Below are 24,390 nucleotides of genomic sequence, written 5' to 3'. Positions count from 1 at the left end.
ACGACGCCGACGGGCCCGCTCCCCGGTGGGGGGCGGGCCCGTGGTGTCACAGGGCGTCGGGGCCGCGTTCGCCCGTACGGACGCGGACGGCGGTGTCGACGGGGATGCTCCAGACCTTGCCGTCCCCGATCTTCCCCGTCCGGGCGGCCTTGACCAGGACCTCGATCAGGTCGTCGGCGTCCTCGTCCTCGACCAGCACCTCGATGCGGACCTTCGGGACGAGGTCGACGGTGTACTCGGCGCCCCGGTAGACCTCGGTGTGGCCGCGCTGGCGGCCGTAGCCGCTCGCCTCGGTGACGGTCAGGCCGTGGACCCCGAAGGCCTGCAGGGCGGCCTTCACCTCGTCCAGGCGGTACGGCTTGATCACGGCGGTGATGAGCTTCATCAGGCGTCGACCTCGGTCTTCTTCTCGGCGGGCTTGGCGGCGGGTGCCGTCGTCAGCCCGGGCAGGGCCCGGGCGAGACCGGCCCCCACGGCGCTGAAATCGTAGGCGGACTCGGCGTGTTCGGCCTGGTCGATGCCCGCGACCTCGACCTCCTCGGGGACCCGGAAGCCGATGGTCCTGTCGATCGCCTTGGCCAGCAGCCAGGACAGGACGAAGGAGTACGCCGCGACCGCGGCCACGCCCAGCGCCTGCTTGCCGAGCTGGCCCCAGCCCCCGCCGTAGAACAGGCCCTTCGCGGTCTGGCCGACGCCGCCGGTGGCGAACAGGCCGATCAGCAGCGAGCCGATCGCCCCGCCGACCGCGTGCACGCCGACCACGTCGAGGGAGTCGTCGAAGCCCCAGCGGTACTTGAGCGAGACGGCGGCGGCGCAGACGGCGCCCGCGATCAGCCCGATGGCCACCGCGCCGAGCGGGCTGACCGAGCCGCAGGCGGGGGTGATCGCGACGAGCCCGGCCACCGCGCCGGAGGCGGCGCCCAGCGTGGTGAACGCGCCGTGCTTGAGCTTCTCGTAGACCAGCCAGCCCACCAGCGCCGCGCCGGTGGCGACCTGGGTGTTGACCGCCGCCATCGCGGCCACGCCGTTGGCGGCCAGCGCCGAGCCGGCGTTGAAGCCGAACCAGCCGAACCACAGCAGCCCGGAGCCGAGCATCACCAGCGGCAGGCTGTGCGGGCGCATCGGGTCCTTCTTGAAGCCGACCCGCTTGCCCAGCACCAGGCACAGCGCGAGGCCCGCGACACCGGCGTTGATGTGCACGGCCGTGCCGCCGGCGAAGTCGATGACGCCGTTGCGGTCGCCCAGCCAGCCGCCGTTGCCGCCGTCGGTGAAGAACACCCAGTGGGCGACCGGGAAGTAGACGACGCTCACCCAGGCCGCGATGAACAGGCCCCAGGCGGCGAACTTCGCTCTGTCGGCGATGGCGCCGCTGATCAGCGCCGGGGTGATGATCGCGAACATCAGCTGGAAGAGCGCGAAGGCGGTGACCGGGATCGTCCCGTTGAGCTCGTTGAGCCCGATGCCGCGCATCCCGAGGAAGTCGAGGTTGCCGATCAGCCCGCCGAAGGCGTCGGGGCCGAAGCTGAGCGAGTAGCCGTACAGGACCCACAGCACGCTGACGATGCCGAGCGAGAGGAAGCTCATCGCCAGCATGTTCAGGGTGCTCTTGGCCCGGACCATGCCCCCGTAGAAGAAGGCCAGGCCCGGGGTCATCACCATGACCAGGGCCGCACTGATGAGCACGAAGGCTGTGTCGCCCGCGCTGAAGCCGTCCGGCATCGGCGTCTCCTCTGCTTCCGACGCCGATCCGCGCCCGGGGCTGTCCCTTGGCTCCCGGGGCGTCGGCGATGAGGAGGAGAGTGCCGAAGGCTGGTTTCGGCTGGTGCGGCCGGTTGTTTCGCGGCCGTGACGCATGCGACGCCCGGGTTACGGCTGCGTGAACCGCTCCCCCGAACGGGTGGGAACACCGCGACCGCGACGGCGGCGGCCGTCGCGGTCGAGGGGGATCAGGGGTCCTCTAGACCACCGAGACGTACTCGGGGATGTCCTGGACGACCCGCTCCTTGAGCCGGGTGACGGCGTCCACCCCCTTGTAGCGGGCGGCCGCGGCCTCGGTGGTCTTGCGCACCCGGGAGTTCAGCCGCTCCGAGCGCACCTTGGTCGCGATGTCCACCGCCTGCTCGGCCATGATCACCGCCTGCTCGGCCTCCTTCTGCAGGATGTGCACGCTGGCCATCCCGATCAGGTTGAAGGCGTACGAGCGCACGTGGTCCTCGTCCTGGCGGAACAGGTCGACGGCCGTCTCCATCACCGGCGCGGACATCGAGGCGTACAGCTCCGAGTTGTCCGAGTGGTAGGCGAGGTCGCGCAGGGAGTGCGCGTTCTCCGCGTTCAGCTCGGCCGGCGAGAAGAACTTCAGCCAGTTCGGATCGTTGTCGCCCTCGCGGATGTCGGTGAAGGTGTCCTCGGAGAGCCGGATCGCCCGGGCGCAGCGGTTCACCTCGCCGATGGTGGCGTAGGCGCGCGCCTCCATCGCGTACAGCAGGGACTGCTGACGGGCGGTGGCGGTGTCCCGGCTGCCGTACTGGGCGAGGTGGATCAGCTCCAGCGCGTCCTCGCCGCGGTTGAGGTGGATCATCTGGCGGCTCATGTCGGTGAGGATCAGCGCGCCGAACGGGCGGTCGCCGGCCTCCTTGGCCGCGTGCAGGGCGAGCACGTAGTACTTCTGCGCGCTCGGGTGCATGCCGACGTCGTAGGACATGAACCCGGCCAGGTGGGCGAGTTGGGCGGTGAGCCGGAACAGCCGCCTGGTGGTGGCCTCCGGGTACGTCTCCTGGAGCAGGTCGGTGACCTCATGGAGCTGGCCGACGACGGCCTTGCGGCGCAGCCCGCCGCCGTTCTGCGCGTCCCACTGGCGGAACATGACCGTGGTCTGCTCCAGCAGTTCCAGCTCGGGCTCGGAGATCCGGCCGGTGAACGGCTCCCCGCCGTTGGCCGCGGCCAGGATCGGGGTGGGGGCGCCGGAGGGGCCGGGGGCGAGCCAGCGCTGCATGGGCTCGATCAGCGCGGCGCCGGCCGTCAGGGCGAGCGAGGTGCCGAGGAAGCCCCGACGGTTGAGCATCAGGTCGCTGCGGGAGTACTCGCTGATCAGCTGGACGGTCTGCGGCCCGCTCCAGGGCAGGTCGACGCCGCCGCCCACCGTGGAGACGGGGATCGCGGCACGCAGACCGAGGTCCTCGACCGAGACGACGGATCCGAAGCGCTCCGAGAACAGCTCCGACATGATCTTCGGGATCGGTTCGCGCGGCTGCTCGCCGTCGAGCCAGCGGCGCACGCGGGAGGTGTCGGTGGAGACGTGGTGGGCGCCGATCTGGCGGGCCCGGCGGTTGACCTGACGGGCCAACTCGCCCTTGGACCAGCCGCTGCGGGCGAACCAGGTGGTCAGCTTCTCGTTGGGTTGCTTCTCTGCCATGGGTCCGTCCCATCCCGCCCGGCCCCTGCGCGGGGCCCCGATCGTGACCGCCCGACGGTGCGGGCTCTTGCCAAGACGTGCCGTGTCTGTGGTGCTGCTGCTCGGGGGGCGGTGCCCGGGCACCGCTCCGTCCTGTCCGTCGTACTGGTGTGCCATCCTTCCGGACGGTCCGTCAGATGCCCAACTCCCGTACCCGGACGGCCCGGAGTGGACGCTGTGGTGTCGTCCGCACGCTGAACGTAACGCCCCGCGAGGCACCCGCGGGAGCGCCCCTGGCGAAACGCCACCTTTCGCCACCCCCAGGAGTGAACCGAAGCCAAGGGGCACACGCTTCACTAGGGAGGTCCGACGGTCCGGCATATGCGGGCCGCCAAGTCCTCCGCCGATCCACCCAGGAGGACCGCGCGGACCCGGCAATCCCGTTCCGCCACAGGCGAGTTCACGGCCCACCCGGGTCGGCACCCGCCTCACGCACCCGACGATCCGGCATCGCCGCCACCCCCACAAGGCGGCGCCCGAGGCGCGTCGGAGGAACAGGCGCACGCCACGCGGCGCGCGCCGCCACCGCACCACGCACGACGCACCAGATACGCAACACAAAGTCACCATCCCGTAACCACCGGCAACGAGAACCTGTTGGGGGAGGCATGGACAACCTGTTCGGCGAACTACGGCTGGGGCACCTGCGGCTGGCACCGCTGGGCGTGCGCCGCCGCACCAAGGTCACCGCGTCCCGGGCCGCCGCGGAGTACACCGGCCGCTGGGGCTGGACGGTCGCCGCCGGCGACCAGCCCTCGGCCGCCACCGCCCCGACCAGCTGCCCCTGCGGCTCCGCCCGCTGCGGCGCGCCCGGGCTGCACCCCGTCCCGGGCCGCGAGAGCAGCGTCGACGGCGGCGAGGGCTCGGTGCTCCTGCCGACCGGCCGCGCCTTCGACGTCCTGGACGTCCCCGAGCAGGCCGGCCTCCAGGCGCTGGTGCGGCTGGAGCGCATGGGCACCCAGGTCGGCCCGGTGCTGGCCTCCCCCGCCGGGCGCCTGCAGTTCCTGGTCGCCGCCGGCGCCGCCCGCCGCCTGCCCGACCTGCTCTACCGGATGGGCTGGGACGACGCCGCGCTCGACCTCGCCTGCCACGGCGAGGGCGGCTACGTCGCCGCGCCCCCGACCGTCCTCGGCGACCTCGGCCCCGTCCGCTGGCTGCGCCGCCCCACCCGCGACAACGCTGGCTGCCCGCCCGAGGCCCGCCTGCTGCTCGGCACCCTCGCCTACGCCTGCCACCGCAGCCGCGAGCGCTCGGCCGAGCCGGCCTGGATCGCCTCGTGACTCGCCCGCTCGCCTCCGGGGCGCTCTGACCCGGCGCCGACACTCTTCGCTCCGGCACCGGCGCGCCCCTTCGGCTCGGGGCGGGGAGCCAACGCGAAGGGTCCGCCCCCGGCGAACGGGAGCGGACCCTCAGGACCGGCGGAAGCCGGGGATCAGTCCCCGATCAGCGCGTCCACGAACGCGGCCGGCTCGAACGGCGCCAGGTCGTCGGCGCCCTCGCCCAGACCGATCAGCTTGACCGGCACGCCCAGCTCGCGCTGCACCGCCACGACGATGCCGCCCTTGGCCGTACCGTCCAGCTTGGTCAGCACGATGCCGGTGATGTCGACCACCTCGGCGAACACCCGGGCCTGGATCAGCCCGTTCTGCCCGGTGGTGGCGTCCAGCACCAGCAGCACCTCGTCCACCGGGCCGTGCTTCTCGACGACCCGCTTGACCTTGCCCAGCTCGTCCATCAGCCCGGTCTTGGTGTGCAGCCGGCCGGCGGTGTCGACGAGCACGGTGTCCGCGCCCTCGGCGATGCCCTCCTTGACCGCGTCGAAGGCGATCGAGGCCGGGTCCCCGCCCTCGGGGCCCCGGACGGTACGGGCGCCGACCCGCTCGCCCCAGGTCTGCAGCTGGTCGGCGGCGGCGGCGCGGAAGGTGTCGGCCGCGCCGAGCACCACCGTCCGGCCGTCGGCGACCAGCACGCGGGCCAGCTTGCCGGTGGTGGTGGTCTTGCCGACGCCGTTGACGCCGACGACCAGGACCACGGCCGGGCCCTGCGCGTGCTTGACGGAGTGGACGGTGCGGTCGGCCTCGGTGCCGACCAGCAGGAGCAGCTCCTCGCGCAGCAGGCCGCGCAGCTCGTCCGGCGTGCGGGTGCCCAGCACCTTCACCCGGGTGCGCAGCCGCTCGACCAGCTCCTGGGTGGGGGCGACGCCGACGTCCGCGGTGAGCAGGGTCTCCTCGATCTCCTCCCAGGTGTCCTCGTCGAGGTGCTCGCGGGAGAGCAGCGAGAGCAGGCCCTTGCCGATCGAGTTCTGCGAGCGCGAGAGGCGGGAGCGCAGCCGGACGAGCCGGCCCGCGGTGGGCTCGGGGACCTCGACGGCCGGGGCGGCCTCGGCCTCCTCGACCTGGACCGTCTCCACGGCCTCGGCGGTCTCGGCGGTCTCGGCCGGGAGCTCGACCTCCTCGACGGTGCGGCGGGGCTCCTCGCGCGGCGGCGCGGACTCCTCGCCGACCTGCGGCTCGGCCGGGGTGGTCTCGGGCGCCGTGATGACCGGCGCCTGCGACTTCGGGGGCAGTTGCTGGCGTCGTCTGCCGGAAACGACGAGGCCTGCGATCGCGCCGACGGCGACCACGGCGATGACTACGGCAAGGATCACGTATTCCATAACCGCTCCAGTATCCGCGACGAACGCCCGGATGAACCTCCGCCGCTCTAGAGGGATGCTCTACACGGCCGCCTTCACCCGGGGCTCCTCGCGCAGCCGCTGGCTGATCACCTGCGAGATGCCGTCGCCCTTCATCGTCACCCCGTACAGCGCGTCGGCCGACTCCATCGTGAGCTTCTGGTGCGTGATCACGATCAGCTGGGAGCTCTCCCGCAGCTCCTCCATGATCCCGATCAGCCGCCGCAGGTTGGTCTCGTCCAGCGCCGCCTCCACCTCGTCCATCACGTAGAACGGGCTGGGCCGGGCCTTGAAGATCGCCACCAGCATCGCCACCGCCGTCAGCGAGCGCTCGCCGCCGGAGAGCAGCGACAGCCGCTTGACCTTCTTGCCCGGCGGACGGGCCTCCACCTCGACGCCGGTGGTGAGCATGTTCTCCGGGTCGGTGAGCACCAGCCGTCCCTCCCCGCCGGGAAAGAGCCGGGCGAACACGCCCTCGAACTGGGCGGCGGTGTCGTGGTACGCCGAGGTGAACAGCTCCTCGACCCGCTGGTCCACGTCCCGGACGATGTCCATCAGGTCCCGCCGACTGCGCTTGAGGTCGTCCAGCTGCTCCCCGAGGAACTGGTGGCGCTCCTCCAGCGCGGCGAACTCCTCCAGCGCCAGCGGGTTGACCTTGCCGAGCTGCTGGTACGCCTTCTCGGCCGCCCTGAGCCGCTTCTCCTGCTCGGCCCGGACGTACGGGTACGGCTCCCCCGGCTCCTCGCCCTCCGCCGGGGTAGAGGAGGGCACGAGCTGGTCCGGACCGTACGAGGCCAGCAGCTCGCCCCCGTCGATGCCGAACTCCTCCAGCGCCCGGGCCTCCAGCTGCTCGATCCGCATCCGCTTCTCCGCCCGCAGCACCTCGTCCCGGTGCCCGGCGTCGACGAGCTTGTCCAGCTCCTCCTTGAGGCCCCGCCCGTGCTCGCGGTGCTCCCGCAGCTCCGTCTCGCGCTCGGCGCGCGCCTGTTCGACGGCCGCGCGCCCGGCGTCCGCACGGGCGAGCGACACCTCCAGGCAGGCCAGCAGCTGCCGGGCGCCCGCCGCGACGGCGTTCGCCACCGCCGCGTCGTGCCGGGCACGCCGACGGCGCTCGGCGGCCCGGGCGCGCGCCTCGCGCTCGGTACGGGCGGCGCGGTCCAGCTGGTCGGCCCGGCCGGTCAGGGCGCGCACCCGCTCCTCGTGGGTGCGCACGGCGAGCCTGGCCTCCAGCTCGGCCTGCCGGGAGGCGCTCGCCGCCTCGGCGAGGCGCTGCTGCTCGGCGCCGTCCGGCTCGTCCTCGCCCGCCTCCGCACTCTCCTCGGCCACGGCCAGCCGCTCGGCCAACTCCTCGGCCGCCGCCAGCAGTTCGGCCAGGCCGCCCTCGGCCCGGGCCGCGGCGGCGGTCAGCCGCTCGGCCTCCCCGGCGGCGGCGCGGGCCTGCCCGCCGAGGCGTCCGAGCGCCCCGGCGACGGCGGCGCGCTCCTTCTCCACCTGCCGCCGCCGCTCGGTCAGCCCGTCCAGCCCGGCCGCCGACTCCCCGCGCTGCTCGGTGAGTTCGGCCAGCCGCTCGGCGAGCCCGGCGCAGCGGGCGGCCAGCTCCTCGATCGCCCGCGCCGCCTCGTCCACCGCCGCCTGGGTCTCCAGCAGGCTCGGCGCACCGCCGGAGCCGCCCTGCGCGAACCCGGCGCCGAGCCGGTCCCCCTCCGCCGTGACGGCGGCCAGCGCGGGGTGCCCGGCGACCAGTTCCAGGGCCTCGTCCAGCGTGCCGACCACCGCGACCCCGGCCAGCAGCGCCCGCACGGCCGCCGTCAACTCGGCCGGGCCGTCGACCAGTTCGGCCGCCCACCGGGCGCCGGAGGGCAGGTCGCCCGCGGCGTACGGCACCTCGGCGGCGCCCGCGATCAGCAGCGCGGCCCGCCCGGCGTCCTCGGTGCGCAGCAGCCGCAGCGCCTCGGCGGCCTGCGCGGGCGAGGCGACGGCCACCGCGTCCGCCGCAGCGCCGAGCGCCGCCGCGAGCGGCAGCTCGTACCCGGGCTCGATCCGCAGCAGCGCGGCGGCCGTCCCGAGCAGACCGCCCAGCCGCTCCCCCGCGTCCAGCAGCGCGCCCGTGCCGTCCTTGCGGCGCAGCCCGAGCGAGAGCGCCTCGTGCCGCGCCGTCAGGGCGGCCCGCTCCCGCTCGGCGGCGCCGGCCGCTTCCCGGGCGGCCGTCACCTCCCGCTCCAGGGCGGCGAGGCGCTCACGGGCCTCCCGGTGCTCCTCCTCGGCCCGTTCCTCGACCCCGGCGGGGCCGTCGACCTGCTCGCGCAGCTGCTCGTACTCGGCCCCGGCGGCCTCGGCGCGCAGCAGTGCCTCGTCCCTGGCCTCGGCGAGCCGGCCGATCTCGGCCTCGGCGGCGGCGGCCTTGGAGCGGGCGGCGCCGGCCTGCCCCTGGAGGCGGGCCAGCCCCTCGCGCCGGTCGGCGATGGCCCGGGCCGCGTCCCGCATCCGGCGCTCCTCGGCGGCCAGTTCGCGCTCCAGCTCGCCCTTGCGCTCGACGGCCTCGGCCAGCGCGTACCGCGCCTCCTCCAGCGCCTCGGCGAGCGCGGCCTCCTCCTCGCGGACGCGCGCGGCCTCCCGCTCCAGCTCCTCCGGGTCCCGCCCGCGCCGCTCCTCGCCTTGCTCCCCGGCGGCGGCGTGCCGGGCCCGGGCCCCGGCCAGCCCGACGGTGCCCCGGGTGCGTTCGGCGAGCGCCGAGAGCCGGTACCAGGTCTGACGGGCGGTCTCCAGCCTGGGCCCGAGCCGCTGGACCTGCGCCTCCAGCACCTGCTCCCGCTGCACCGCCCGGCCCAGCTCCTGCTCGACGGTGGTGCGCCGCAGCCGCAGCGCCAGCTCGTCGGCGACCTCGGCCTCCACGGCCCGGCGCAGCGTCAGCAGGTCGTCGGCGAGCAGCCGGAGCCGGGCGTCGCGCAGGTCGGCCTGGATGCCGGCGGCCCGGCGGGCGATCCTGGCCTGCTTGCCGAGCGGGCCGAGCTGGCGGCGCAGTTCGGCGACGAGGTCCTGGACGCGGTTGAGGTTGGCCTGCATCGCGTCCATCTTCCGCAGCGCCTTCTCCTTGCGCTTGCGGTGCTTGAGGACGCCGGCCGCCTCCTCGATGAAGGCACGCCGGCCCATCGGGTCGGCGTGCAGGACGGAGTCCAGCTGCCCCTGGCCGACGATGACGTGCATCTCGCGGCCGATGCCGGAGTCGGAGAGCAGCTCCTGGATGTCCAGCAGGCGGCAGGTCTCGCCGTTGAGCGCGTACTCGCTGCCGCCGTTGCGGAACATCGTCCGGGTGATGGTCACCTCGGAGTAGTCGATGGGCAGGGCGCCGTCGGTGTTGTCGACGGTGAGGCTGACCTCGGCGCGGCCGAGCGGGGCGCGCCCGCTCGTCCCGGCGAAGATGACGTCCTCCATCTTGCCGCCGCGCAGCGACTTGGCGCCCTGTTCGCCCATCACCCAGGACAGGGCGTCGACGACGTTGGACTTGCCCGAGCCGTTCGGCCCGACGACGCAGGTGATGCCGGGCTCGAAGCGCAGGGTGGTGGCGGAGGCGAAGGACTTGAAACCGCGCAGGGTCAGGCTCTTCAGGTGCACGCGGCCGGTCTCCTCATCGCTCCACGACAGGCCCCGACCTTATCCCCGCCGCAGGTCCGGGCCCTCGTGCGCCGGTCCGGACACGACGAAGGGACGCCACGAACGGGGCGTCCCTTGCAGGAAGCAGCGACCCTTGCGGGGCGGCTCGGTGCACAGCGGCGTCGATCGGTGAGGACCGGGTGGCGGCTCAGGTCAGAGCCGGCTCCCGCTGGTCCAGGTCGATGCTGTTGAGCAGCGAGTGCTCGGTGGCGACAGCGGTCAGTGCGTCGTTCTCAGTCTGCATCCGGAGGAGTTCCGCCTCCAGGTCCAGGACGCGCTGCTGAAGCCGTCGCATCTCGGAGAGCATTCGCGGGTCGGGGCCGCCGACGTACCCGAGAAGCGCCTTTGCCATGATGAATGGTCCTCCACGCTGAGTGACCGAACCGGAACGGTACAGGTCTAGGGGGAAGGGGGACGCGCGCGCGAGCGTCATCGGCAGTGCCGACTGGGCACTCCGGCACAACCACCGTGAGCTGGGCTCACGAGGGCATGCACCGGCCGGGATGACGCGGTCGTGTGCGCGGGCTTCCAGCGTCTCACCAAAGACGGAACGGGTCAACACGATCACCGCACGCTACCGCGACCCTGTCACCTGCCTGGCGGTGTCGTCACGCCTGGCGGTCTCGGGCGGGTTCATTTCCGTGCTCGTGGATCATCGTCGATGCGGAGTCAACCACGAGTCTGCCCGGATGGCAACCGTATGACACCGCCGGTTGCCCTCGGATCCGGCGGGGATGCGGCGAGACTCCGGCGAGGATCGAGCAGGGGTCCGGCCGGGGCCGCGCGCAGGGCTCCTGATCAGCGGATCTCGAAGCCCGGGTAGCCGGTGCCGACCGCCGTCCAGATCTCCGTCACCCCGCTGACGCTCCCCGGGGTGCCGGGGCCGCGCAGCAGGACCAGCAGCTGTTCGCAGTCGGCGGCCAGGCCCTCGGCGACCACCTGCACCCGGCCGTCGCCGAGGTTGCTCGCGTAGCCGGTCAGGCCGATCTCCAGCGCCCGCGCCCTGGTCCACCAGCGGAAGCCGACCTGCTGGACCTTCCCCCGGACCCAGGCGGTCACCCGGACCGGTTCGTCATCGTGGGCGTCGCGACCGTGCATGGCCCCGACCCTAACGGGTCACGGCTCGACGGGCCCCTCGACCGACCAGCCGGGGACGTGCACCTCGGTGTGCAGCTCGCCGCGCCGGGCCCGCTGCCCGCAGGTGCGGCAGACGAGGACCGGCTCGTAGGGGTGCGGCTCCCCGCCCTCGGGCTCGTGCGTGAAGGTCACCGGGGACTCGGGCACGAGCCAGCGGTCGCCCCAGGTGCGCAGCGCCTGCGCGACGGGGGCGAGGTCCCGGCCCGCCTCGGTGAGGTGGTACTCGTAGCGCGGCGGCCGCTCGCTGTAGAGGCGGCGCTCCACCACGCCCGCCTCCTCCAGGGCCCGCAGCCGCGCGGTCAGCCGGTCGCGGGGGGCGCCGGTGTTGCGGGCGATCCGGTCGAAGCGGTGGTTGCCGAAGAACAGCTCGCGCACGGCCAGCAGCGCCCACTTCTCGCCGACCACCTGGAGGGCGGCGGCCATCGAGCAGGGCCGCCCGGGGACGGCGACGGCGGTGGGGACGCGGGGGGTGTCGGGGGTCACGCCGCCCAGCCTGCCACACCGGGTTGCCTTCTCAAACCGTCGTGTCCCGCGGACGTGGAACGGCCCCACCGGTCGGAACCGGCGGGGCCGCGGGGAGTCACATGCGGGTCAGCGGGTCACCAGTCCCCGCCGCCACCGCCGCCGAAGTCGCCGCCGCCGCTCCAGTCGCTGCCGCCGAAGTCGGAGGCGTTGAAGTCGGCGCCGGTGAAGTCGCCGCCCTCGTACTGGTCCTGGTAGCCGCCGTGGCCGCCGCCGTCGTACATCGGCGCCGCGTAGGCCGGGCTGCTGATCATCGAGCCGATCACGGTGCCGACCGCCAGGCTGGCCAGCAGGCTGCCGCCGCCGAAGCCGCTGTAGTACCCGCCCGCGTACGGCGCGTAGGCCGGGCCGGCGTTCCAGTACGGCTGCGGGCCGTGCTCGGTGTCGACGGTGCGCACCGCCGGGTCGAGGCCGGCCGCCACGCGGTCCGCGTCGGCCTGGCAGACCGGGACGGGGCGGGGCGAGCCGCCGGCCGGGGCCCAGTCGACGTCCTTGACGGACGGGCCGTGCCGCGGGTCCATGAAGCACGGCGGGCGCCGCTCGGGCAGCGGGCGCTTCTCGCGGCGGGCGGCCAGGGTGGCCAGCTGGAACCGGCCGTCCTCGATCGTCTCGGTGACCTGCTTGACGTCCTCGGGCTTCTTGGCCTCGGCCATCAGCCGCTTGGACTTCTCGTACGAGTCCAGCGCGCTGCTGTAGTCGGCCCGCTGGGTGTCGTCGGCATCCGGCGCGCTCGGGCTGAAGTCGAGCCGCTCCAGCTCGGTGCCGAAGGCGGTGATGTCCTCGTCCACGACGCGGCGCAGCTGCTCCAGCTCGGCGCGGGCCTGCTCCTCCTTGCGCTTCTTGGCGCGGCGGAAGAGGAGGAAGACGCCGGCGCCGGCCAGGGCCACCAGGACGACCGGGATGACCACCCAGGCGATGGAGGTGCTGTGGTTGACCCCCTGGCCCTTGGTCTGCGGGGCGGCCTGGTCGACGAAGTCGTTCAGGGTGGCGTTGATGTCGCCCTTGTCGGCGTGGCCGACGGCGGTCGCGATCCGGTCCGCCGCGCCGGCGCTCATCGCGCCGCGGTCGGAGCGGGCCATGAATCCGCTGGTCCCCTTCCAGACGCCGTAGACGCCGTCGATGCCCACCAGGGTGCGCAGGTCGGTGACCACGGAGTTGCCGGCGGTTTCGGGGACCACCGCGATGAAGATCGGCTTGTCCGCCTTGTCGATCTTCTTGCTCAGGGCGTCGGCCTGAGCCTGGCTGAAGCGGTCCTGCATCGTCGGGGCGACGTAGACCTTGCCCTTCTTGAGGGAGGCCGCGGCGTCGCTCAGCCCGCCGGCGGCGGAGGCCGCGGGCGCGAGGGCGAGCAACAGCCCGAGCAGCGCCGCCACCAGGGCAAGTGGCCCGGCGCCCCGGGAACGTCGTGCAAGGGTTCTCATAAACCCCGACGCTACCGTGACCGGCGGAAAAGCACGCCATACCCTTCGCATACTGGTAGTGACAAGATTCCCCGCCGTTCGCCGGGTCGGCTCCCCTTCCCGGGGATGACATCTCCCCCGATCGCCCCTGAGACGGGCGGGGCTCAGGAACCACGGGAGGCGGCCGGACGTACGTCCCGGCGGGCCCGGCAGAGTCCGGGGGTGGTTCGGGGAGCGTCCCGACCGTACCGCGCGAGCGGGCATAGTGGTCCCGGGCATCTCGTCCCATTACCTGTTCTTGACTCTTCTTCCGATCGGAGCACCCGGTGATCATCGGCCTCGTCACCGCCGTGGCGGCATCCGCCTGCTACGGCACCGGCTCGGTCCTCCAGGCCGTCGGTTCCCGCCGTTCCGCGCGGGAGGAGGCCGCCAAGGGCGCCACCACCTCGACGACCGAGCACGGCGGGCCCAGCCTCTCCTCCACCGCGAAGGCGGCGGTGACCTGGGAGTTCATCGTCGGCACGGTGCTCGACCTGATCGGCTTCGGCCTCGGCGCGATGGCCGCGCGGATGCTGCCGCTGTTCCTGTCGCAGACCATCATCAGCGCCAACCTGGTCATCACGGCGGTGCTGAGCATCAAGCTGCTGGGCATCCGCCTCAAGCAGCTGGAGTGGGCCTCGATCGGCGTGCTCTGCTCGGCGCTGGTGCTGCTGGCCGTCTCGGCCGGCCCGGAGGGCGGCCACCACGCGGACATGTCCTTCCACTGGTGGCTGCTGATCGTCACCACGGCGCTGCTGGTCGGCGGCAGCGTGCTGGTGCGGTGGATGGGCTCCAACGGCGCGATCGTCGCCGGTCTGCTCTCCGGCCTCGGCTTCGGCGCGCTGGGCGTCGGCGTGCGCATCCTCAACGGCGTCGAGCCGTTCTCGCTCGGCCCGCTGCTCTCCGACCCGGCCCTGTACGCCGTCCTGGTCGGCGGCATCGGCGGCATGTACATCCACACCGTGGCCCTGCAGATCGGCTCGGTCAACGGCGCGACGGCGGCGCTGGTCGTCGGCGAGACGGTGCTGCCCGGCGCCGTCGGCGTCCTGTGGCTCGGGGACTCCTCCAAGGCCGGCCTCGGCTGGCTCGGCGTCCTCGGCTTCCTGCTCGCCGTGGTCTCCGCCGTCGGCGTCGCCTACTTCGGCCAGGACACCCACGGCGCCCCCGGCGACGCCGCCGATCAGCCCGCCGAACTCGCCAAGCACTAAGCCTTGTTGCGCGGCACCCTCTGACAGCGCGGGCAGAAGTAGCTGGAGCGGTTCATCCAGGACGCCCGCCGGATGGGGGTGCCGCAGCGGCGGCAGGGCTCGTGCTCGCGGCCGTAGGCGTCCAGGTCCCGGGAGAAGTAGCCGCTCTCGCCGTTGACGTTCACGTACAGGCTGTCGAAGCTGGTGCCGCCCACCGCCAGGGCCGCCGTCATCACCTCGCGCGCGTGGCCGAGCAGCAGCGTGGCCTGGGGGCGGGTGAGGGTGGCGGTCGGGCGGTCGTAGTGCAGCCTGGCGCGCCACAGCGCCTCGTCCGCGTAGATGTTGCCGACGCCGCTGATCAGCGTCTGGTCGAGCAGCGCCCGCTTGACGGTGGTGCGCTTGGCCCGCAGCGCGGCCGCGAAGGCCTCGTCGTCGAAGCGCGGGTCCAGGGGGTCGCGGGCGATGTGCGCGATGGAGACGGGCGTGCCCTCCGGGTCCCCGTCCTCGGCCTCCTCGACCGCGAGGCCGCCGAAGGTCCGCTGGTCGACGAAGCGCAGCTCCCGCCCGCCGTCCTCGAAGCGCAGCCGGACGCGCAGGTGCGTCTCGTCGGGCACCGTGGCGTCCTGGACGAGGAGTTGGCCGCTCATCCCGAGGTGGCCGATCAGCGAGAACCCCTCCCCCGCGCCGGCCAGCGGCACCCAGAGGTACTTGCCGCGCCGCTGCGCGGTGCCGAGGACGGTGCCGGTGAGCCGGGCCGCGAAGTCCTCGGCGCCGGCGGGCTGTCGGCGCACGGCGCGCGGGTGCAGCACCTGGACGTCGGCGACTGTCCGCCCGGCGACCCAGTTCGCCAGACCGCGGCGGACGACCTCGACCTCGGGGAGTTCGGGCACGTGAACAGGCCTCCTGCGGAAGACGGATCGGCAGGAGGCCAGGGTACTGCGGGGGCGCGGGAGTTCGGAGATCAGGCCCCGGCGGGGAGCCGGTCGGCGTACTTCTCCTTGATCGCGCGCCAGGCGCTCTCGGCGGCCTTCTGCTCGGCCTCCTTCTTCGAGCGGCCGACGCCGCTGCCGAAGTCCTCGCCGGCCACCCGGGCCGCCGCGGTGAAGGTCTTCTCGTGGTCCGGACCGGACTCCATGACCACGTACTCGGGCACGCCGATGCCCACCGAGGCGGTGAGCTCCTGGAGGCTGGTCTTCCAGTCGAGACCGGCGCCCAGCCGGGAGGACTCCTCGATCAGCGGGTCGAACAGGCGGTGGACGAACTCCGTCGCCGCGTCCAGGCCCTGGTCGAGGTAGATCGCGCCGATCACGGCCTCGACGGTGTCCGCGAGGATCGACGACTTGTCGCGGCCGCCGGTGCCCTCCTCGCCCTTGCCGAGCCGGATGAACGTGCCGAGTTCCAGGCCCCGGCCGACGTCCGCGAGCGCGCGGGAGTTGACCACCGCGGCGCGCAGCTTGGCGAGCGTGCCCTCCGGGACGTCCGGGTGGACGCGGTAGAGGGTGTCGGTCACCACCAGGCCCAGCACCGAGTCCCCGAGGAACTCGAGGCGCTCGTTGGTGGGCAGCCCGCCGTTCTCGTACGCGTACGAGCGGTGGGTCAGGGCACGCACCAGAAGGGCGCGCTCGAGCGTGTACCCGAGGCGCCCTTCCAGGACGTCGTATTCGGTCGAAGCCGGTCCGCCGGCCTTCCCGTTGCCCGAAGTACCCTTCGGGGCAGCGGCCGCCTTGCGGGTGGAGTCACCGTCCGACATCGATCCGTACACCCCGCCGATCAGACCGAGAGGACCTGGCGACGGTTGTACGTGCCGCAGCTCGGGCACGCGATGTGGCCCAGCTTCGGCTCGTGGCAGCGGTCGCACGCCACGAGGGCCGGAACGACGGCCTTCCAGTTGGACCGACGGTGGCGCGTGTTGCTGCGCGACATCTTCCGCTTCGGAACAGCCACGGCTACTTCTCCTGGTTCTCGGCGAGACCCTCACGGGTGTCGCTGGTCTTGATCCCGTCACCCTCGTCGCCAGGGGCGGCGGAGAGTCCCTGCAGAGCCGCCCACCGGGGGTCGGCGGCATCGTGGTGGTGCGTCGGGTCGTCGCTCAGGCGCGCTCCGCACTCGGAGCACAGGCCCAGGCAGTCGTCCTGGCACACCGGCTGCAGCGGAAGTGCGAGCACCACCGCGTCACGCAGCACCGGCTGGAGGTCGAACAGGTCGCCCTCCAGGCGGTAAGTCTCATCTTCCGAGTCCTCGTCGAGGTCCTCGGCACCGGGGGTCCGCGCGAGGCGCTCCTCGGACTCCGGGTAGTAGTACAGCTCCTGGAAGTCGACGTCGATGTCGAACTCGACGGGCTCCAGGCAGCGCACGCACTCGCCCTCGACCTCGGCCTCGGCGGTGCCGGTCACCAGCACGCCCTCGACCACGGACTCCAGGCGGAGCTCCAGCTCGATCGGGCTCCCCTCGGGGACCGCGATCACGTCGATGATCCCGAGGCCCTCGGGGGCCTTCAGGGTCCGGTTCACCTTCCGCATGGCACCCGGACGACGCCCGAGCTCGTGCGTGTCGAACACGAGGGGGTCGCGGTGGTCGAGGCGGTTCAAGGTGTCCTGACTTCCATGGATTCGATCGAGAGCGTCCCCGTTCAGCTCGGCGCCGCGCGGGCAAGCCGACAGCCGGACATGGGGATGCCGGAGTGGTCAGACTACCCGAGTCTCCCGCCAGGCCCAACTCCGGCCCTGGCGGGGGCCTCGCACCCGGGCCGGTCAGCGGCCGCCCAGCTCCCGGAGCCTGGTCATGTCGATCATGCTGGTGTCGAAGAAGCTGGTCTCGTCCAGCCCCTGCTGCTGCTGGTGCGGCAGCGCCGGCGGCAGGGCGGGCTGCTGCGGGGGTTGCTGGGGCTGCTGCGGGTACGCGTAGCCGTCGTACGGCTGGGCGCCGTAGCCGGGCTGCTGCTGTTGCTGTTGTTGCTGCTGCTGGGGGTACGCGTAGCCGTCGTGCTGCTGCTGGCCCTGGTAGTCGGGCTGCTGCTGCGGGTAGCCGCCCTGCTGCTGGCCCCACTGGGTGTGGTACGGGTCACCCTGGGCGGCGGCCGGGTCGTAGCCCCCGCCGTACACCTCGGCGTACTGGCCCTGCTGGGCGGTGGCCGCGTACTGGTCGGTGCCGGGGGTCTGCCAGCCGGCCGCGGCCGGGGTCTGCTCCGGCCAGGTCTGCTGCTGCGGGACGTCCTCGCGGTACCAGGCGATGTCGGCGCCGTCCGCGTCCTCCGCGAAGCCGGCGGCCACGGCCTCGGCGCGCTCCTTGGCCTGCTGCGCCTCGTCGGCGGCGGCCAGGTAGGCGCCCAGCTCGTCGATCGGCTTCTTGCCGAGCAGCTTGTCGCGGCCCTTGCCGACCGCCTCCAGGGTCGCGCTGAGGACGTTCTCCAGGGTCGCGAGCTTCACGTCGACGTACTCGTCGACCTCGGGGCTCGGGCTGATCCGCTGCGGCTGGAACTCCTCGCCGTCCGTCTCGCCCTCGTGCTCGGTCTCGAAGACGCTGGAGTCGCCGCGCAGCTTGGTCCGGCCGCGGCCGACCGCGCCGAGCGTCTTGGTCAGCACGACCTCGAAGTTGGCCAGCTTGCTGTCCACGTAGTCGTCGGCCTCGGCGCGCTTGGTCTCCACCTCGGCGCGGGCCTCCGCGAGGATCCGGTCGGACTCGGACTGGGCCCGCCGCACCACCTCGGTGTCCGAGATCAGCGAGCCGCGCTCGGCGTGCGCACCCCGGATGATCAGCTCCGCCTCGGCCTGGGCGCCGGCCACCACCTGCTCGTGGTCGGCCATCACCGACTGTGCCTGGGCGAGTTCGGCGGGCAGCGCCGCCCTCAGGTCGTTGAGCAGGCCGATCAGCTCGGCCCGGTTCACCACGCAGGAGGCCGACATGGGCATCGAGCGGGCGTTCTCGACCGCCGCCACGATCTCGTCGACCTTGTTCTGCACGTCCACGGGTCTTCGTCTTTCCGTGTGCCGCCGACTTCTCCGGCGGAGGCAGGCCCTGCGGTGAGCCTCACCACGGGGCAGGAGTACAGACTGTACGGCCAGCGCGCGGCGAGGTCACACCTCCCGGGCCCGGCCCATCCGGTGGGCGCGGGACAACCCGTGACGAACCGGCAGGATCCGGGCGATCCCCACGGAACCCCTACTGCTGGGCCCGGCGCTCCGCGATCCGGTCCACCAGGCGGCGGTGCACCAGCTCGGGCAGCAGGTGGGAGACGTCCCCGCCGTACGAGGCGACCTCCTTGACCAGCGTCGAGGAGAGGAAGCTGTAGCTCGTCGAGGTCGGCAGGAACAGCGTCTCCACGCCGGTCAGGCCGTTGTTCATGTGCGCCATCTGCAGCTCGTAGTCGAAGTCGCTGACCGCCCGCAGCCCCTTGACGATCGCCGGGATGCCGCGCTCCCGGCAGAAGTCCACCAGCAGGCCCTGGTGCGACTCGACCACCACGTTGCCGAACTCCGCGGTGACCTCCTCGATCAGGGAGATCCGCTCCTCGATGGTGAACATGCCCTGCTTGGTCCGGTTGACCAGGACCGCCACGTGCACCACGTCGTACAGCTTCGAGGCGCGCTCGATGATGTCCAGGTGGCCGTTGTGGATCGGGTCGAACGAACCGGGGCAGACGGTTCGGCGCATGGCGTGTGTGCTCCCTCGTGGGGTGACGGCTGGTGCGGGCCGCTGCCCGCTACTCCTGATCGCCGGCCGCGGCGGCGGCGCGACCGTACCAGAGCGTGCCCTCGCCGTAGCGGCGGGAGCGCAGCCCCTCGAACCCCTCGGGCCAGCCGAACTCTCCGCCCCGGGTGCTGCGCTCCACGGTGACGAGTGCGTCCTCGGCGAGCCAGCCCCCGGCCGACAGTGTGGTCAACATCTCCCGCAGCTCCCCGTCCGTCACCGCGTACGGCGGGTCGAGGAACACCAGGTCGTACGGCGCCTCCGGGGCCGGCCCGGCGATCACCTTCTCCGCCCTGGCGGCCTTCACCAGCGCGCCCGGCAGGCCGATCTCCCGGACGTTCTCCCGGATCACCCGGGCCGCCTGGGCGTCCGCCTCGACCAGCAGCACGTGCTCGGCGCCGCGCGAGAGCGCCTCCAGGCCGACCGCGCCCGATCCGCCGAACAGGTCCAGCATCCGGGCCCCGTGCAGGGTGCCGCGCAGCGCCTCCAGGGTGGAGAACATCGCCTCGCGGGCCTTGTCGGAGGTCGGGCGGGTGCCTCGGCCGGGCGGTACGGCCAGCCGGCGGCCACCGGCCGCCCCGGCGATCACGCGGGTCATGGTGGGGAAGGGTCCTTTCGTCGCTGCCGGACCACGCTATCCCGATCACCGCCCCGCGCCCACGCCGGACGCCCGTGGCCCCGCCGGACGGACCGGCGGGGCCACGGGCGCGCGTTCAGGTCGTCAGCTCGCCTCGGAGCCCGCCGGCTGCACGGGGATCGAGGCGCCGCCGAGCAGGGCCGGCGAGGCGTAGCGGGACCAGGACAGGCAGCCGTCGGGCGGGCAGAACTCGGGGCGGCGCGGGTCGTGGCCGAGCTCGCGCAGCTTGGTGCGGACGGAGTCGGGCGTACGGCCGAAGCGGGCGGCGATCCGGGCGACGGTGTCGCCCTCGTGGAAGCGCCGGACCAGCTCCTCCTCGTGCTGCGGCACCCAGGGGGCGCCGTGGCCGGGGTACAGCTCGCGCAGCACGTCGCGGTCGGGGATGGGCTCGGAGACGTCGGCGACGATCGCCAGCGCCCGCAGCGCGCGGTTGAGCGCGATGCGCAGCGAGGCGACGTCCTCGACCGGCAGGCGCAGCCGGCCCGAGGCGAGCGGGGACGCGGCCTCGCCCTCGCGCCAGCCGGTCAGGGTGAGGGTGACCTCGCGGTCGTCGTCGCTGGCCAGTTCGATCCGGAAGACCTTGTCGCCGAGCGGGAGCTCGTTGAGATGACGGAATGCCATGGCAGGACCCCCAAGTGTCGTGCCCGGTACGCACCTTGAGGGTGCGCCCTGAACACCTTCATTCTCTCCCGGGGGTCTGACAATCGGCCCTGGCCGGACGGCCGCTCAGCCCTTCTCCATGTAGGCGGCGCGGTCCTCGTCGAGCAGGGCGGCCAGCGCGGTGCGCAGGTCCGGGTGGGCGGCGAGTTCCGCGTCCTCGGCGACGAGCCGGGTGGCCTCCGTGCGGGCGGTGAGGATGACCTCCTCGTCCTCCAGGACGGAGAGCACCTTGAGCGAGGACTTCACGCCGGACTGCGCCTGGCCCAGCACGTCGCCCTCGCGGCGCTGTTCGAGGTCGATCCGGGACAGCTCGAAGCCGTCCAGCGTCCCCGCCACCGCGTCCAGCCGGGCCCGGGCGGCGCTGGCGGCGGGCATGTCGCTCACCAGCAGGCACAGCCCGGGGGCGCTGCCGCGGCCCACCCGGCCGCGCAGCTGGTGGAGTTGGGAGACGCCGAAGCGGTCGGCGTCCATGATGACCATCGCGGTGGAGTTGGGGACGTTGACGCCGACCTCGATGACGGTGGTGGCGACCAGCACGTCCACCTCCCCGGCGGAGAAGCGGCGCATGACCTCGTCCTTGGCCTCGGGGGCGAGCCTGCCGTGCAGGATCTCCACCCGCAGGCCGCTCAGCGGGCCCTTGGTCAGCATCTCGGCCGTCTCCACCACCGAGAGCGGGGGCCTGCGTTCGTCGCTGGCGGCGCCCGCGTCGGCGACCTCCTCGAAGGCGTCCTCGGGGGCCTTGCGCTTCTTCTTCGGGCCGTCCGCGGCGGGTTCCTCGTCCCCGATGCGGGGGCAGACCACGTACGCCTGGTGGCCCTTGCCGACCTCCTCGCGCACCCGCTCCCAGGCGCGGACGAGGAAGTTGGGCTTCTCCTGCGCGGGGACGACGTGGGTGGAGATCGGCGAGCGGCCGGCCGGCAGCTGGTCGAGGACGGAGGTCTCCAGATCCCCGAAGACCGTCATCGCGACGGTGCGCGGGATCGGGGTGGCCGTCATGACCAGCAGGTGCGGCGGCTGCTCGCCCTTGGCGCGCAGCGCGTCCCGCTGCTCGACGCCGAAGCGGTGCTGCTCGTCGACCACGACCAGGCCGAGGTCCTGGAACCGCACCTTGTCCTCGATCAGGGCATGGGTGCCGATCGCGATCCCAGCGTCCCCGCAGACCATGTCCAGCATGGCCTGGCGGCGGGCCGCGGTGCCCATCGAACCGGTGAGCAGCACGACCCGGGTGCCGAGGTCGGAGCCGCCGAGCAGCCCGCCCTCGGCGAGGTCGCCCATCATCTCGACGATCGAGCGGTGGTGCTGCTGCGCCAGCACCTCGGTGGGCGCGAGCAGCACGGCCTGCCCGCCCGCGTCCACCACGGCGAGCATGGCCCGCAGCGCCACCAGGGTCTTGCCGGAGCCGACCTCGCCCTGGAGGAGGCGGTGCATGGGGTGTTCGGTGGCGAGGTCGGCGGCGATCTCGGCGGACACCTTCTCCTGGCCCTCGGTGAGGGTGAAGGGCAGCCGGGCGTCGAAGGCGTCCAGCAGGCCGCCCTCGCGGGCCTTGCGGGGCTTGGCGGGCAGGGCGGAGTCGGCGGCCCGGCGCTGGGCCAGGGCGACCTGGAGGACGAACGCCTCGTCCCAGCGCAGCCGGCTCTGGGCGCGCTCCCGGTCGGCCTGGCCGCGGGGGCGGTGGATCAGCTCCAGCGCCTCGGGCAGCGGGATCAGCTCGTGGCGCTCGCGCAGGTCCGCGGGCAGCGGTTCGCCGACGCCCTCCCAGCCGGTCTTCTCCAGCGAGTCCAGGGCCATGTCGACGCAGAGCGAGATCTTCCAGCTGGGCATCTGGGCGCTGGCGCCGTACACCGGGATGAGCCGGCCGGCGAACTGCTTGGCGGCCTCCGACCCGGCGTCCTCGTCGAGGAGCTGGTAGTCGGGCGAGACCAGCTGCCGGGTGCGGTTGAAGACGCCGACCTTGCCCGCGAACAGGCCCTGGGCGCCGGCCTTGAGGTCCTTCTGCCGCCAGCCCTGGTTGAAGAAGACCAGCGAGAGCCGGCTGCGGCCGTCGGTGACGACGACCTCCAGGCGGTCCCCCTTGCGGCCCCGGAAGGGGATCAGGGTGACCTTCTCGATCCGGGCCAGCACCGTGACGTGCTCGTCGATCTCCAGCTCGTCCAGGCTGGTGAGCTGGCCGCGCTCGACGTAGCGGCGCGGGTAGTGGTGCAGCAGGTCCCCGACCGTGCGCAGCTTGAGGCTGTCGGCGAGCACCTTCGCGGTGCGGTCGCCGACGAGCTTGGTCAGTGGTTCATCGAGAGCGCCCATCAACGCCCCTGTTTACACCACGGCACCGACAAGCGAAGGCTGCTACTCGCCCGCTCGCCTCCGGGGCGCTCCTGACCCGGTGCCGACGGTCGGCGCTCCCTCGCTCCTCCGTCGCTCCCTCGCTCCCTCGCTTCTCCCTTTCGACACCGGCGCGCCCCTTCGGCTCGGGGCGGCCTACTCCACCCCGATGAGCAGCGGCGCCGACTCCTGCCCGCCGTGGAAGACCACCGCGTCCACCTCCGGCCGCTGCTGGCGGACGTGGGCGACGAGCCGGTCGGCGAGCGACCGGTCGGCGCCCTCGCCGAGGACGAGGGTGACGAGTTCGCCGCCCGCACCGAGCATCCGGTCCAGCACGCTCTCGCCGACCTCCGGCAGCCCTGCGCCGATCACCGCGACGTCCCCGTCGATCAGCCCGAGCACGTCCCCCGCCTGGCAGACCCCGGCCATCGTCCAGGACTCCCCCTCGGCGACGGCCAGTTCGGCGTAGCGGGTGGCCCCGGCGGCGGAGGTCATGGCGACGACGTCCTCGTCGAAGCGCCGCCCGCCCTCGTGCACGGCGAGCGCGGCGAGCCCCTGCACGGGCGAGCGGGTGGGCAGGACGGCGATGCGCACGCCCTCCTCGCGCAGCTGGTCGGCGGCGGCCCCGGCGGCGGCGCGCAGCTCGGGGTCGTTGAGCAGCAGCACGACCTCGCGGGCGGCCGAGCGGCGTACGGCGTCGGCGAGCTCGGCGCTGGCCGGGGCGCGGTCCGGGTCGGCGTGCAGGACGACGGCGCCGGCCTGCTCGCACAGTTCGGCCAGGCCCTCGCCGGAGACGACGGAGAGCACCGCGCGGGCCCGCTCCTCGCGCTCGCCCGGCTCGGCCCCGGCGGCGCCGGCCCTGGCGGCGGCCTCGGCGAAGTGGGTGATCCGGATCTGGTGCGGCCGCCCGGCGCCGACGCCGGCCTCCACGGCGGCGCCCGCGTCGTCCACGTGGACGTGGACGTTCCAGAGGCCGTCCCCGCCGCCGATCACCAGGGAGTCGCCGAGCTCCCCGAGCCGCTCCCGCAGCGCGGGCAGGGCGTCGTCGGGGGCGTCCAGCAGGTAGATGACCTCGAAGGCGGGGTGGCCGGGGCCGGGCGGCCGGGTGTGCCGCTCGCAGCCCTCCACGGCCCGGACACCCCCGCGCAGGGCGACCGGCCCCATCGGCTGATGCCCGGCGACGGCGTCCGCGAGCGCGCCGAGGACGGCGACCAGGCCGCGCCCGCCGGCGTCCACGACCCCGTTCTCGGCGAGGACGGCCAGTTGCTCGGGGGTGTGCCGCAGCGCGTCCCGGGCGGCCCGGTAGGCGGTGTCGGCGACCTGCGACAGCCCGTCCCCGGCCCGTACGGCCTCGCGGGCGGCGACCCGGGCGACGGTCAGCAGGGTGCCCTCGACGGGCTCCGCGACGGCCTGGTACGCGGAGTCGGCGGCCCGCTGCAGCGCGGCGCGCAGCTGCTCGGCGCCGCCGCCCTCGGCGAGCGTCTCGGCGGTGCCGCGCAGCCACTGGGCGAGGATCACCCCGGAGTTGCCCCGGGCGCCGATGAGCGCGCCGCGGGCCATCGCCCGGGCGGCGTCGGCCAGCCCGGGGGCCGGGCCGGCGGCGGGGTCGGCGAAGCGGCTCTCCACCTCGGCGGCGGCGGACTCGACGGTCAGGTAGAGGTTGGTGCCGGTGTCGCCGTCCGGGACGGGATAGACGTTGAGCGCGTCGATCTCCTCGCGCGCCTGGCCGAGCGCGCGCAGGGCGAGCTGGCACCAGGTGCGCACGGCCGGGGCGTCGAGCGTGTGCAGCACCGAGTCTCTCCTCCGGGTGGGACGCCGCGGGGGCCTGCGGGGCGACGGCACCAACAGGAACGGCGGCGAGGGGTGGTACCGGCAGGTTATCGGGGCCCGGAGAGGGCCGTCCCGACCGGCGACCGGGGCGATCACTCGGCCGGTCGTGGTAGTTTCGTGGGACGGAAGCAAGCGTTGTATGCTCTTCCGGTTGCCTGGAACCGTCCAGGCTCACCCCCTTGTCCGGTCTGGTTCACGCG

21 protein-coding genes are annotated in these 24,390 nt (G+C 73.5%); 2 read left to right on the top strand and 19 right to left on the bottom strand.

Features of this window, described 5'->3' with window-relative positions; all coding sequences use genetic code 11:
* Window positions 1–46: 46 nt before the first annotated feature.
* From ACIRRS_RS32610 to ACIRRS_RS32600, 3 genes are all read right to left on the bottom strand, one after another.
* Window positions 47–385: a P-II family nitrogen regulator gene (locus ACIRRS_RS32610; protein ID WP_097236101.1), complete on the bottom strand. Its 339-nt coding sequence runs from the start codon at window positions 383–385 to the stop codon at window positions 47–49.
* A complete protein-coding gene (locus ACIRRS_RS32605) occupies window positions 385–1,719 on the bottom strand; it encodes an ammonium transporter (protein ID WP_402978586.1) in 1,335 nt (444 codons plus the stop codon). The genes ACIRRS_RS32610 and ACIRRS_RS32605 overlap by 1 nt, the downstream gene beginning before the upstream one ends.
* Before the next feature lie 238 nt (window positions 1,720–1,957).
* Window positions 1,958–3,412 (bottom strand): hypothetical protein, encoded by a 1,455-nt coding sequence (locus tag ACIRRS_RS32600; RefSeq protein ID WP_402978583.1) that lies wholly within the window; start codon window positions 3,410–3,412, stop codon window positions 1,958–1,960.
* 647 nt (window positions 3,413–4,059) lie between these two features.
* Between ACIRRS_RS32600 and ACIRRS_RS32595 the strand changes: the two genes are divergently transcribed.
* Window positions 4,060–4,731: a bifunctional DNA primase/polymerase gene (locus tag ACIRRS_RS32595; protein WP_402978581.1), complete on the top strand. Its 672-nt coding sequence runs from the start codon at window positions 4,060–4,062 to the stop codon at window positions 4,729–4,731.
* Window positions 4,732–4,883: 152 nt separating this feature from the next.
* On the opposite strand, the gene ftsY is transcribed toward ACIRRS_RS32595, so the two are convergent.
* The 6 genes from ftsY to ACIRRS_RS32565 form a co-directional block, all read right to left on the bottom strand.
* A complete protein-coding gene (gene ftsY, locus ACIRRS_RS32590; RefSeq protein ID WP_402978579.1) occupies window positions 4,884–6,107 on the bottom strand; it encodes a signal recognition particle-docking protein FtsY in 1,224 nt (407 codons plus the stop codon).
* A gap of 60 nt (window positions 6,108–6,167) precedes the next feature.
* Window positions 6,168–9,737, bottom strand: coding sequence for a chromosome segregation protein SMC (gene smc, locus ACIRRS_RS32585; protein WP_402978576.1), 3,570 nt, complete (start codon window positions 9,735–9,737; stop codon window positions 6,168–6,170).
* A 187-nt stretch (window positions 9,738–9,924) separates the two neighbouring features.
* The gene (locus ACIRRS_RS32580) at window positions 9,925–10,128 is read right to left on the bottom strand and encodes a hypothetical protein (RefSeq protein WP_402978573.1); all 204 of its coding nucleotides are present in this window, start codon (window positions 10,126–10,128) and stop codon (window positions 9,925–9,927) included.
* Window positions 10,129–10,574: 446 nt separating this feature from the next.
* Window positions 10,575–10,874, bottom strand: coding sequence for an acylphosphatase (locus ACIRRS_RS32575; protein ID WP_402978570.1), 300 nt, complete (start codon window positions 10,872–10,874; stop codon window positions 10,575–10,577).
* 18 nt (window positions 10,875–10,892) lie between these two features.
* Complete coding sequence (locus ACIRRS_RS32570; RefSeq protein WP_402978567.1) at window positions 10,893–11,396, bottom strand: winged helix-turn-helix transcriptional regulator; 504 nt, start codon at window positions 11,394–11,396, stop codon at window positions 10,893–10,895.
* A gap of 116 nt (window positions 11,397–11,512) precedes the next feature.
* Window positions 11,513–12,808, bottom strand: a complete 1,296-nt coding sequence (locus ACIRRS_RS32565) for a hypothetical protein (protein ID WP_402978564.1) — start codon at window positions 12,806–12,808, stop codon at window positions 11,513–11,515.
* Between the two features lie 353 nt (window positions 12,809–13,161).
* Between ACIRRS_RS32565 and ACIRRS_RS32560 the strand changes: the two genes are divergently transcribed.
* Window positions 13,162–14,082: a hypothetical protein gene (locus tag ACIRRS_RS32560; RefSeq protein WP_402978561.1), complete on the top strand. Its 921-nt coding sequence runs from the start codon at window positions 13,162–13,164 to the stop codon at window positions 14,080–14,082.
* On the opposite strand, the gene mutM is transcribed toward ACIRRS_RS32560, so the two are convergent.
* The 10 genes from mutM to ACIRRS_RS32510 all read right to left on the bottom strand — a co-directional run bounded on the left by mutM (window position 14,079) and on the right by ACIRRS_RS32510 (window position 24,151).
* On the bottom strand, window positions 14,079–14,951 hold the full coding sequence (gene mutM, locus ACIRRS_RS32555; protein WP_402978559.1) for a bifunctional DNA-formamidopyrimidine glycosylase/DNA-(apurinic or apyrimidinic site) lyase: 873 nt from the start codon (window positions 14,949–14,951) through the stop codon (window positions 14,079–14,081). The genes ACIRRS_RS32560 and mutM overlap by 4 nt on opposite strands.
* A 71-nt stretch (window positions 14,952–15,022) precedes the next feature.
* Window positions 15,023–15,811 carry a ribonuclease III gene (gene rnc / locus ACIRRS_RS32550; protein ID WP_402978687.1) on the bottom strand — a complete coding sequence of 263 codons (789 nt, stop codon included), beginning with the start codon at window positions 15,809–15,811 and terminating at the stop codon, window positions 15,023–15,025.
* A 20-nt stretch (window positions 15,812–15,831) separates the two neighbouring features.
* Entirely contained in the window at window positions 15,832–16,005 is a 174-nt protein-coding gene (gene rpmF, locus ACIRRS_RS32545; protein WP_030056747.1) for a 50S ribosomal protein L32, read from the bottom strand.
* A gap of 2 nt (window positions 16,006–16,007) precedes the next feature.
* Window positions 16,008–16,649, bottom strand: a complete 642-nt coding sequence (locus ACIRRS_RS32540) for a YceD family protein (protein ID WP_402978556.1) — start codon at window positions 16,647–16,649, stop codon at window positions 16,008–16,010.
* A gap of 162 nt (window positions 16,650–16,811) precedes the next feature.
* On the bottom strand, window positions 16,812–18,026 hold the full coding sequence (locus ACIRRS_RS32535; protein ID WP_402978553.1) for an ATP synthase F0 subunit B: 1,215 nt from the start codon (window positions 18,024–18,026) through the stop codon (window positions 16,812–16,814).
* Window positions 18,027–18,219: 193 nt separating this feature from the next.
* Complete coding sequence (coaD, locus tag ACIRRS_RS32530) at window positions 18,220–18,711, bottom strand: pantetheine-phosphate adenylyltransferase (protein WP_402978550.1); 492 nt, start codon at window positions 18,709–18,711, stop codon at window positions 18,220–18,222.
* Between the two features lie 49 nt (window positions 18,712–18,760).
* The gene (rsmD, locus tag ACIRRS_RS32525) at window positions 18,761–19,345 is read right to left on the bottom strand and encodes a 16S rRNA (guanine(966)-N(2))-methyltransferase RsmD (protein WP_402978547.1); all 585 of its coding nucleotides are present in this window, start codon (window positions 19,343–19,345) and stop codon (window positions 18,761–18,763) included.
* Between the two features lie 123 nt (window positions 19,346–19,468).
* Window positions 19,469–20,005, bottom strand: coding sequence for a hypothetical protein (locus tag ACIRRS_RS32520; RefSeq protein ID WP_402978544.1), 537 nt, complete (start codon window positions 20,003–20,005; stop codon window positions 19,469–19,471).
* 105 nt (window positions 20,006–20,110) lie between these two features.
* The gene (gene recG, locus ACIRRS_RS32515) at window positions 20,111–22,342 is read right to left on the bottom strand and encodes an ATP-dependent DNA helicase RecG (RefSeq protein WP_402978541.1); all 2,232 of its coding nucleotides are present in this window, start codon (window positions 22,340–22,342) and stop codon (window positions 20,111–20,113) included.
* A gap of 174 nt (window positions 22,343–22,516) precedes the next feature.
* Complete coding sequence (locus tag ACIRRS_RS32510; protein WP_402978538.1) at window positions 22,517–24,151, bottom strand: DAK2 domain-containing protein; 1,635 nt, start codon at window positions 24,149–24,151, stop codon at window positions 22,517–22,519.
* Between the last annotated feature and the right edge of the window lie 239 nt (window positions 24,152–24,390).

It is taken from the genome of Kitasatospora sp. NPDC101183, from assembly GCF_044767945.1.
Classification (GTDB): domain Bacteria; phylum Actinomycetota; class Actinomycetes; order Streptomycetales; family Streptomycetaceae; genus Kitasatospora.
Note: the sequence above shows the minus strand (reverse complement) of the source record. Positions and strands in the feature narration are given on the sequence as shown.